The sequence below is a fragment of the Aquabacterium sp. G14 genome, from assembly GCF_037482285.1.
GTDB lineage: Bacteria > Pseudomonadota > Gammaproteobacteria > Burkholderiales > Burkholderiaceae_C > Aquabacterium.
In genome coordinates, this window is the sequence record NZ_JBBEYB010000013.1 from 76,569 (window position 1) to 86,042 (window position 9,474).

At 61.5% G+C, this 9,474-nt stretch carries 8 protein-coding genes and 1 tRNA gene; all 9 read right to left on the reverse strand.

Going from position 1 to position 9,474, the window contains the following annotated elements; all coding sequences use genetic code 11:
• Positions 1-21: 21 nt before the first annotated feature.
• Complete coding sequence (gene rpoB / locus WIT60_RS13500; protein ID WP_339584409.1) at positions 22-4,149, reverse strand: DNA-directed RNA polymerase subunit beta; 4,128 nt, start codon at positions 4,147-4,149, stop codon at positions 22-24.
• Between the two features lie 355 nt (positions 4,150-4,504).
• On the reverse strand, positions 4,505-4,882 hold the full coding sequence (rplL, locus tag WIT60_RS13505; RefSeq protein WP_339584410.1) for a 50S ribosomal protein L7/L12: 378 nt from the start codon (positions 4,880-4,882) through the stop codon (positions 4,505-4,507).
• A 49-nt stretch (positions 4,883-4,931) separates the two neighbouring features.
• Entirely contained in the window at positions 4,932-5,465 is a 534-nt protein-coding gene (gene rplJ, locus WIT60_RS13510) for a 50S ribosomal protein L10 (RefSeq protein ID WP_339584411.1), read from the reverse strand.
• 328 nt (positions 5,466-5,793) lie between these two features.
• Positions 5,794-6,489 (reverse strand): 50S ribosomal protein L1, encoded by a 696-nt coding sequence (gene rplA, locus WIT60_RS13515; RefSeq protein WP_320363603.1) that lies wholly within the window; start codon positions 6,487-6,489, stop codon positions 5,794-5,796.
• A 2-nt stretch (positions 6,490-6,491) separates the two neighbouring features.
• Entirely contained in the window at positions 6,492-6,923 is a 432-nt protein-coding gene (gene rplK, locus WIT60_RS13520; RefSeq protein ID WP_339584412.1) for a 50S ribosomal protein L11, read from the reverse strand.
• Positions 6,924-7,164: 241 nt separating this feature from the next.
• The gene (nusG, locus tag WIT60_RS13525; protein ID WP_339584413.1) at positions 7,165-7,731 is read right to left on the reverse strand and encodes a transcription termination/antitermination protein NusG; all 567 of its coding nucleotides are present in this window, start codon (positions 7,729-7,731) and stop codon (positions 7,165-7,167) included.
• A 31-nt stretch (positions 7,732-7,762) separates the two neighbouring features.
• The gene (secE, locus tag WIT60_RS13530; RefSeq protein ID WP_339584414.1) at positions 7,763-8,146 is read right to left on the reverse strand and encodes a preprotein translocase subunit SecE; all 384 of its coding nucleotides are present in this window, start codon (positions 8,144-8,146) and stop codon (positions 7,763-7,765) included.
• 90 nt (positions 8,147-8,236) lie between these two features.
• Positions 8,237-8,312: transfer RNA gene (locus WIT60_RS13535), tRNA-Trp, on the reverse strand.
• 28 nt (positions 8,313-8,340) lie between these two features.
• On the reverse strand, positions 8,341-9,474 hold a 1,134-nt coding region (gene tuf / locus WIT60_RS13540), incomplete at its 5' end, for an elongation factor Tu (RefSeq protein ID WP_339584415.1).

Below are 9,474 nucleotides of genomic sequence, written 5' to 3' on the forward strand. Positions count from 1 at the left end.
GGGGCGCTCCTATTCCTTAAATCAGTTACGTTCAAGTTCGATGTCGATGCCCAAGGAACGGATTTCCTTGACCAACACATTGAACGACTCGGGCATACCGGCTTCGATCGAGTGCTCGCCCTTGACGATGCTCTCGTAAACCTTGGTACGGCCATTGACGTCGTCGGACTTGACCGTGAGCATTTCCTGCAGCACGTAGGACGCGCCGTACGCTTCCAGGGCCCACACTTCCATTTCACCGAAGCGCTGACCACCGAACTGCGCCTTACCACCCAGCGGCTGCTGCGTGACCAGGGAGTACGGACCGGTGGAGCGGGCGTGCATCTTGTCGTCGACCAAGTGGTGCAGCTTCAGGAAGTGCATGTAACCCACGGTCACCGGACGCTCGAAGGCGTCGCCGGTGCGGCCGTCGTACAAGGTGGCTTGCGTGCGCGTCGGCGTCAGGCCCTTGGCCTTGGCGATGTCGGCGGGGTAAGCCAGTTGCAGCATGGCGCGGATTTCTGAGTCCTTGGCACCGTCGAACACCGGGGTCGCGAAGGTGGCACCCTTGGACAGGTTGTCCGCCATCTCGATGACCTGGTCGTCGCTCAGGCTGTTCAGATCGACCGACTTGCCGCCCGACTGGTTGTACAGCTCATCCATGAACTTGCGGATCTCGGCCACGGCGGCCTCGCGCTGCAGCATGTCGCCGATGCGCTGACCGATGCCCTTGGCGGCCCAGCCCAGGTGGACTTCCAGAATCTGACCCACGTTCATCCGCGAAGGCACGCCCAGCGGGTTCAGCACGATGTCAGCCGGGGTGCCATCGGCCAGGTGAGGCATGTCTTCGATCGGAACGATCTTGGAGACCACACCCTTGTTACCGTGACGGCCGGCCATCTTGTCGCCAGGCTGCAGGCGACGCTTGACGGCCAAGTGAACCTTGACCATCTTGAGCACGCCAGCGGGCAGCTCGTCGCCTTGGGTCAGCTTCTTGCGCTTTTCTTCGAAAGCCAGGTCGAAGCTGTGGCGGGTCTGCTCCAGCGAGTTCTTGATGCTTTCCAGCTGGTTGGCCAGATCGCCGTCTTCCGGACGGATGTCGAACCAGTGGAACTTCTCGACGGATGCCAGGTAGGCCTCGTCGATGGTCGAACCCTTGGCCAGCTTGTTCGGGCCGCCATTGGCCACCTTGCCGATCAAGAGCTTCTTGATCCGGTCGAAGGCGTCGGCTTCCACGATGCGCAGCTGGTCGTTCAGGTCCAGGCGGAAGCGCTTGAGTTCATCGTCGATGATCTGCTGGGCGCGCTTGTCACGCTGGATGCCTTCACGGGTGAAGACCTGCACGTCGATGACGGTGCCGGACGTGCCCTGGTCCACGCGCAGCGAGGTGTCCTTCACGTCGGACGCCTTCTCGCCGAAGATGGCACGCAACAGCTTCTCTTCCGGGGTCAGGGTGGTTTCGCCCTTCGGCGTCACCTTGCCGACCAGCACGTCGCCGGGACCGACTTCGGCACCGACGTACACGATGCCGGACTCGTCCAGACGGGCCAGTTGGTTTTCCGACAGGTTCGGGATATCGCGGGTGATTTCTTCAGAGCCCAGCTTGGTATCGCGGGCCATCACGACCAGTTCCTCGATGTGGATCGAGGTGTAGCGATCTTCGGCGACCACGCGCTCGGAGATCATGATCGAGTCTTCGAAGTTGTAGCCGTTCCAGGGCATGAAGGCGATCAGCATGTTCTGACCCAGAGCGAGTTCGCCCAGGTCGGTCGATGCGCCGTCGGCCACCACGTCACCCTTGGCCACCACGTCACCGCGCTTGACGATGGGACGCTGATGGATGTTGGTGTTCTGGTTGGAACGCTGGTACTTGATCAGGTTGTAGATGTCGACACCCACTTCGCCGGCGACGGTCTCGTTGTCGGCCACGCGGATCACCACACGGTTGGTGTCCACATAGTCAACGACGCCGCCACGCTTGGCGACCACCACGGTGCCCGAGTCGACCGCGGCAACGCGCTCGATGCCGGTACCGACCATGGCCTTCTCAGGGCGCAGCACAGGCACGGCCTGACGCTGCATGTTGGCGCCCATCAACGCGCGGTTCGCGTCGTCGTGCTCCAGGAAGGGCACCAGCGAGGCCGCGACCGACACGATCTGCGTCGGGGCCACGTCCATGTACTGGATGCGCTCGGGGCTGGTCAGCACGGATTCACCGTTTTCACGGGCCGAGACCAGCTCGTCGATCAGGCGGCCTTCGGCGTCGAGCGAGGCGTTGGCCTGCGCGATCACGTACTTGCCTTCTTCGATGGCCGACAGGTAGTCGATCTGCATCGTGGTCTTGCCGTCCACCACACGACGGTACGGGGTTTCGAGGAAACCGTACTCGTTGAGGCGGGCGTACAGAGCCAGCGAGTTGATCAGACCGATGTTCGGGCCTTCAGGCGTTTCAATCGGGCACACGCGGCCGTAGTGGGTCGGGTGCACGTCGCGGACTTCGAAGCCTGCACGTTCGCGGGTCAGACCACCCGGGCCCAGGGCGGAGACACGACGCTTGTGCGTGATTTCCGACAGGGGGTTGGTCTGGTCCATGAACTGCGACAGCTGCGACGCACCGAAGAACTCCTTCAAAGCCGCCGAGATGGGCTTGGAGTTGATCAGGTCGTGCGGCATCAGGGCTTCGGTCTCGGCCTGGCCCAGACGTTCCTTGACGGCCTTCTCGATGCGAGCCAGACCGGAGCGGTACTGGTTCTCGGCCAGTTCGCCGACGCAACGCACACGACGGTTGCCCAGGTGGTCGATGTCATCGACTTCGCCGCGGCCATTGCGCAGCTCGACCAGGATCTTGACGACAGCCAGGATGTCCTCATTGGACAGGACCATGGCGCCGGTGCTTTCGTCGCGGCCCACGCGGGCGTTGAACTTCATGCGGCCCACGCGCGACAGGTCGTACGTGTCTTCCGAGTAGAACAGGCGCTGGAACAGGGCCTGCACGGCGTCTTCGGTCGGCGGCTCTCCAGGGCGCATCATGCGGTAGATGGCCACGCGGGCGGCCAGCTCGTCGGCCGTTTCGTCGGTGGCCAGCGTTTGCGAGATGTAGGCGCCTTGGTCCAGCTCGTTCGTGAACAGCAGTTCCAGGTCGAGGATGCCGGCAGAGCGCAGCTTCTTGAGCAGCGACTCGGTCAGCTCTTCGTTGGCCTTGGCGATCAGCTCGCCCGTGTCGGGGTCGATCTGGTTCTTGGCCAGCACGCGGCCCAGCAGGAAGTCTTCGGGCACGCTCAGGTGCGTGGTGCCGGACTGCTCCAGTTGGCGGGTGTGACGCGCGGTGATGCGCTTGTCCTTCTCGACGATGACCGTGCCGGACTTGTCGATGATGTCGAAGCGGGCGACTTCACCCTTGAAGCGCTCAGGCACGAAAGCCAGCAGCGCGCCGGCGTCCATCAGCTTGACCTGATCGAACTGGAAGAAGGTTTCCAGGATCTGCTCGTTGTTCATGCCAATGGCCTTCAGCAGGGTCGTCACCGGCATCTTGCGGCGACGGTCCACGCGGAAGTACAGCAGGTCCTTCGGATCGAATTCGAAGTCCAGCCACGAGCCACGGTAGGGGATGATGCGGGCGCTGAACAGCAGCTTGCCCGACGAGTGGGTCTTGCCCTTGTCGTGCTCGAAGAACACGCCCGGCGAACGGTGCAGCTGCGACACGATGACGCGCTCGGTACCGTTGATGATGAAGGAACCATAGTCGGTCATCAGGGGCACTTCGCCCATGTAGACCTCTTGTTCCTTCACTTCCTTGACCACCTTGGACTGCGGCGTCGACGTCTCGCGGTCGTAGATGATCATCTGCAGGCGGGCACGCACGGCCGACGCAAAGGTCAGACCCCGCAGCTGGCACTCGCGCTCATCGAACGCCGGCTTGGCGATGTTGTATTCGATGAACTTCATCTCGACGAAGCCATTGTGCGAAACAATGGGGAACGCCGAGAGGAAAGCGGCTTGCAGGCCTTCGGGTTTGCGTTGTTGGGGCGGCACATCCTTTTGCAGGAATGCGACGTACGAATCCTTCTGCATCGTCAGCAGATAAGGCACGTTCAGTACGCTGCCGCGCTTGCCAAAGCTCTTGCGAATCCGCTTGCGCTCGGTGTAGCTGTAGGGGGTTGCTTGCGCCATAAACTCTCCGTTTCGGGCACCAAAACCGGTGTCCCGCTTCGAATTCCAACCATCTCCCGGCCAAGGAAACGGTCCGTTGTTCGGCGACTGGCCATTCGGGCATTGCACCCGAGGCTTGGTGGTTGGCCACTACCAACCGCTGGCTGACAACCCCGACGCCATTGTGGATGGCACCCGGGCTCGACCAAACCGGTTCTCCGCAGTCGGTTCAGAGAACACTCGAGAAACCCGTCAGTGTAACACCGGCGGGTTTCTCGGCTGTTCTGGCAGAACGAATTCCTCAGACACCAAAAGGCTGCCCTCCTGACGGAGAGCAGCCTCTGATCCGATGACCCGCACGAGGCGGGCCGTGGAATTACTTGAGCTCGGCCTTGGCGCCAGCTTCGACCAGCTTCTTGACAGCGGCTTCAGCGTCAGCCTTGGCAACGCCTTCCTTGACGTTCTTGGGAGCGCCGTCAACCAGGTCCTTGGCTTCCTTCAGACCCAGACCGGTGATTTCACGCACGGCCTTGATGACGGACACCTTGTTGGCACCAGCGTCGGTCAGGACGACGTTGAATTCGGTCTTCTCTTCAGCAGCAGCACCACCGGCAGCAGCGCCACCAGCAGCGGGAGCAGCCATGGCGGCAGCGGACACGCCGAACTTCTCTTCGATGGCCTTGACCAGCTCGTTGAGTTCCATCACGGACATGCTGTCCAGGGCGGTCAGGAATGCGTCTTTATCGAATGCCATTTTGGGTTCCTAAAATCGGTTAAATGTGAATACAGTACGAAGCGATCGCTCAGGCAGCCGGAGCTGCCTCTTCGGCGGCTGCGGGAGCGGCTGCGCCACCACCCTTTTGCTCGCCCAGAGCGGCCAGCACGCGGGCCAGACCCGACACCGGCGATTGCAGCAGGCCACAGATCTGAGCCAGCAGGACTTCCTTGCTGGGGATCGAGGCCAGGGCCTTGACGCCGTCGGCGTCCAGGGCCTTGCCGGCGTAAGCGCCAGCCTTGATGATCAGCTTGTCGTTGCCCTTGGCAAAGTCAGCGATCACCTTGGCAGCTGCCACGGCATCTTCAGAGAAGCCATAGATCAGCGGGCCGCTCATGGACTCGGCAGCGACTTCGAACTGGGTGCCAGCAACAGCGCGACGTGCCAGGGTGTTCTTCAGAACATGAAGATACACGCCTTGGGCGCGAGCGTTCTTGCGCAGCTGATCCAGTTGAGCCACCGTGAGACCGCGGTACTCAGCCAGTGCAAGCGTCTGCGACTTGCCCGCTTGGGCAGCCACTTCCGCGATGACGGCTTCTTTCTCGTTGCGATTGAGACTCAAGGTCTACTCCTTCAAACATGCCCTTTGGGCTCACTCCACAGGGAGTTGACCTCCGGGCACACCCAGTTTCAGCGACCTTCTGTCTCGGAACCCAGGCCACCGCAGGGCAGCCAGGAAACCTTCAACAGCGGGTACGCCATCTGCGTAGGCAGTGCATTAAGCCGCGACACACCTGGAACAAGCGTGCGCCGCAGCGCCTACGGTCTTTGATAGCCTGAAGCCCTGTGGCATGCCACGGGGCTTCAGCCCACCAATGTGGTACGGACGTTCACGCCAGACTCGCGTGGGTCCGGTCATGCCGCGAGGGCATGACGGTGTCTTGCGACAATCAGCCGGTGATGCTGTTCACGTCAACGCGCACGCCCACACCCATGGTGGACGAGACGGCGACCTTGCGCAGGTACACGCCCTTGCTGGAAGCAGGCTTCAGCTTGGTCAGGGCGTCGAGCAACGCAGCCAGGTTGCCCTTGAGCTTGTCGTCGTCGAACGAGCGACGGCCGATGGTGCCGTGGATGATGCCGGCCTTGTCAACGCGGAACTGGACCTGGCCAGCCTTGGCGTTCTTGACAGCGGTGGCGACGTCAGGGGTGACGGTGCCGACCTTGGGGTTAGGCATCAGGCCGCGGGGACCCAGCACGGTACCCAGGGTACCGACGATGCGCATCGTGTCCGGCGAGGCGATGACCACGTCGAAGTTGATGTTGCCAGCCTTGATCTGTTCGGCCAGGTCTTCCATGCCGACGATGTCAGCACCAGCGGCCTTGGCTTCTTCAGCCTTGGCGCCTTGGGCGAACACGGCCACGCGCTTGGTCTTGCCGGTGCCGTTGGGCATCACGACAGCGCCACGCACCACCTGGTCAGACTTCTTGGCGTCCACGCCCAGTTGCACGGCCACGTCGATGGACTCATCGAACTTGGCAACGGCAGCTTGCTTGATCAGGGTCAGGGCTTCTTCGATGGCGTACAGCTTGGTGGTTTCCACCTTGCCAGCGAAAGCTTGTTGGCGTTTGGTCAGCTTGGCCATGATCACACACCCTCCACGATGATGCCCATCGAACGGGCCGAACCGGCGATCGTGCGGACAGCAGCGTCCAGATCGGCAGCGGTCAGGTCCTTCTGCTTGGTCTTGGCGATTTCTTCCAGCTGTTCGCGCGTCAGCTTGCCGACCTTGTCAGACTGAGGACGGGGCGAACCCTTCTCGATCTTGGCAGCCTTCTTCAGCAGGACGGTCGCGGGCGGCGTCTTGATGATGAAGGTGAAGGACTTGTCAGCGTACGCCGTGATGACCACGGGCAGCTTCAGACCGGGCTCGACACCTTGGGTCTGGGCGTTGAACGCCTTGCAGAACTCCATGATGTTCAGGCCGCGCTGACCCAGCGCGGGACCGACCGGAGGCGAAGGGTTCGCCTTGCCAGCCGGGATTTGCAGCTTGATGAAGCCGATAATCTTCTTGGCCATAACTTTCTCCTAGAACCGCCCGACGGCCACGTCAGTACGGTTGAGTCAAACGCCAGGCTTGTTCAAAACGAACTTCCTGGCTCCTCTTGACGCGGTCTCGTTCGCGCCTGACACGGGACATGTTCAAGCGGCGCAAGACTCGCGTCTTGGCGCCGCCCATGCTCAAGTCCGAGCAGAATCTAGCATTATGGATCGAACGCCCCTCATCAGGCAAGTGCCTGAGCGAAGGCCGGATCCGAGATCAGATCTTTTCGACCTGACCGAAGTCCAGCTCGACCGGGGTGGCACGACCGAAGATCGTGACCGAGACGCGCAGCTTGGACTTGTCGTAGTTGACTTCTTCGATCGAACCGTTGAAGTCGGTGAAGGGGCCTTCCTTGACGCGAACCACTTCGCCCACTTCCCATTCGACCTTGGGACGCGGCTTCTCGATGCCTTCCTTCATCTGGTTGACGATCTTCATGACCTCGTCTTCCGAGATGGGGGAGGGACGGTTCTTGGCGCCGCCGACGAAACCGGTCACCTTGGAGGTGTTCTTCACCAGGTGCCAGGTGTCGTCGCTCATGACCATTTCGACCAGCACATAGCCGGGGAAGAAACGGCGCTCGGTCACGGACTTCTTGCCGTTCTTGACCTCGACGACTTCTTCGGTGGGCACGAGGATGCGACCGAACTGATCCTGCATGCCAGCACGGTCAATGCGCTCGCGCAGATTGCGCTCAACGGCCTTCTCCATGCCGGAGTAGGCGTGCACCACATACCAACGCAGCGGTGCGGTGGTGGCGGGGGCGGTGTGGACGTCGCTCATGGGTTCAGCCTTGTGTTGTGTATGCCAAGAATCACTGCTTCCAGCCCAGGATCAGGCTGTAGAGCACCCATTCCAGGGTCTTGTCGGTCAACCACAGAAACAGGGCCATGACCACCACGAATGCAAAGACATACAAGGTCATTTGCGTGGCCTCAGGGCGCGTCGGCCACACGACCTTGCGCAATTCCTTGAGGGCATCTTGGCCAAAGGCCACAAGTTCCTTGCCTTGTGCCGATGTGAAGAACACCGCAACGCCGGCAGCGATCAGGACCAGCAGCGCAATAACGCGCAGCCACAGGGACTGCTGACCCAGCAGATAGAAGGTGGCCACACCCCCAACGACCAGGAGACCGGCGGCAGCCAGCTTGGCCTTGTCGGCCCCCGTCGTGACGGTTTCGATTTGCGTACTGGACATGAACGTGATGATTGAGGCGGCAAAGCCCGCAAACCTTTGCAGATCTGCGGGCTGCCGTGTAACAGCGTCAGTTTCAGGACTCGGAGAGGGTGGCAGGGGCAGTAGGAATCGAACCTACAACCTTCGGTTTTGGAGACCGACGCTCTGCCAATTGAGCTATACCCCTATACCGACAACCGAGTCAGATGAAACGATTACTCGATGATCTTGGCAACCACGCCGGCGCCGACGGTGCGACCGCCTTCACGGATGGCGAAACGCAGACCTTCTTCCATGGCGATCGGGGCGATCAGCTTGACGGTGATCGACACGTTGTCACCAGGCATCACCATTTCCTTGTCGGCCGGCAGCTCGATCGAGCCGGTCACGTCGGTGGTGCGGAAGTAGAACTGAGGACGGTAGTTGTTGAAGAACGGGGTGTGACGGCCGCCTTCGTCCTTGCTCAGAACGTACACTTCGCCGGTGAAGTGCGTGTGCGGCTTGATGGAGCCGGGCTTGCACAGCACTTGGCCGCGTTCCACGTCTTCACGCTTGGTGCCGCGCAGCAGGATACCGACGTTGTCGCCAGCTTGACCTTGGTCCAGCAGCTTGCGGAACATTTCCACGCCCGTGCAGGTGGTCTTCTGGGTGGCCTTGATACCGACGATTTCGATTTCTTCGCCGACCTTGATGATGCCGCGTTCGATACGGCCGGTCACCACGGTGCCGCGACCCGAGATCGAGAACACGTCTTCCACAGGCATCAGGAACGTGCCGTCCACAGCGCGCTCAGGCGTGGGGATGTAGCTGTCCAGAGCGTCGGCCAGCTTCATGATGGCTTGTTCGCCCAGCTCGCCAGTGTCGCCTTCCAGAGCCAGCTTGGCCGAACCCTTGATGATCGGGGTGTCGTCGCCGGGGAAGTCGTACTTGGACAGCAGCTCGCGCACTTCCATTTCGACCAGTTCCAGCAGCTCGGCGTCGTCCACCATGTCAGCCTTGTTCAGGAAGACGATGATGTAAGGCACGCCCACCTGACGCGACAGCAGGATGTGTTCGCGGGTCTGGGGCATCGGGCCGTCAGCAGCGGAACACACCAGGATCGCACCGTCCATCTGGGCGGCGCCGGTGATCATGTTCTTCACATAGTCGGCGTGGCCAGGGCAGTCCACGTGAGCGTAGTGGCGGTTGGCCGTTTCGTACTCAACGTGAGCGGTGTTGATGGTGATGCCGCGGGCCTTTTCTTCAGGAGCCGCGTCGATCTGGTCGTAAGCCTTGGCGGAGCCGCCAAACTTCTTGGCCAGAACGGTGGTGATGGCAGCCGTCAGGGTGGTCTTGCCGTGGTCAACGTG

Bases quoted from the DNA above. Each gene is read 5' to 3' on its own strand.
- rpoB (WP_339584409.1), bottom strand. From the start codon at position 4,149: ATGGCGCAAGCAACCCCCTACAGCTACACCGAGCGCAAGCGGATTCGC.
- rplL (WP_339584410.1), bottom strand. From the start codon at position 4,882: ATGGCATTCGATAAAGACGCATTCCTGACCGCCCTGGACAGCATGTCC.
- rplA (WP_320363603.1), bottom strand. From the start codon at position 6,489: ATGGCCAAGCTGACCAAACGCCAACAAGCTTTCGCTGGCAAGGTGGAA.
- rplK (WP_339584412.1), bottom strand. From the start codon at position 6,923: ATGGCCAAGAAGATTATCGGCTTCATCAAGCTGCAAATCCCGGCTGGC.
- nusG (WP_339584413.1), bottom strand. From the start codon at position 7,731: ATGAGCGACGTCCACACCGCCCCCGCCACCACCGCACCGCTGCGTTGG.
- secE (WP_339584414.1), bottom strand. From the start codon at position 8,146: ATGTCCAGTACGCAAATCGAAACCGTCACGACGGGGGCCGACAAGGCC.